This is a genomic window from Phormidium sp. CCY1219 (assembly GCF_055795085.1).
In genome coordinates this window covers 1-305 of record NZ_JAYFEQ010000322.1, presented here as the reverse complement: position 1 = coordinate 305, position 305 = coordinate 1, and the positions used below count along the sequence as shown (strand labels likewise).

Genomic DNA, 305 nt, shown 5'->3' with positions numbered 1-305 from the left:
ACCTTCTAGAGAAATGGGGTAGATGTTGTCTCTACTGCAGCCAAGAAAATGTGCCTCTCGAAGTCGAGCATATTCACTCCAAATCCAAAGGGGGGAGTAACCGAATTAGCAACCTTACTCTGTCTTGCGTTAAGTGTAATCAGAGAAAGAGAAATAAGCCTGTGGAGCAATTCCTAAAAAAGGAACCGGAATTACTGAACGAGATTCTGTCGAAGGACCAGCGCCCACTCAAGGATGCTGCTGCCGTCAACTCAACTCGATGGGCGTTGTATCGGGCTTTGTCTCAAACAGACCTTCCTGTAGAA

1 protein-coding gene is annotated in these 305 nt (G+C 46.6%); it reads left to right on the top strand.

From position 1 onward, the window contains the following. On the top strand, positions 1 to 305 hold a 305-nt coding region (locus tag AC0QH1_RS05530; RefSeq protein ID WP_324629921.1), incomplete at both ends, for an HNH endonuclease.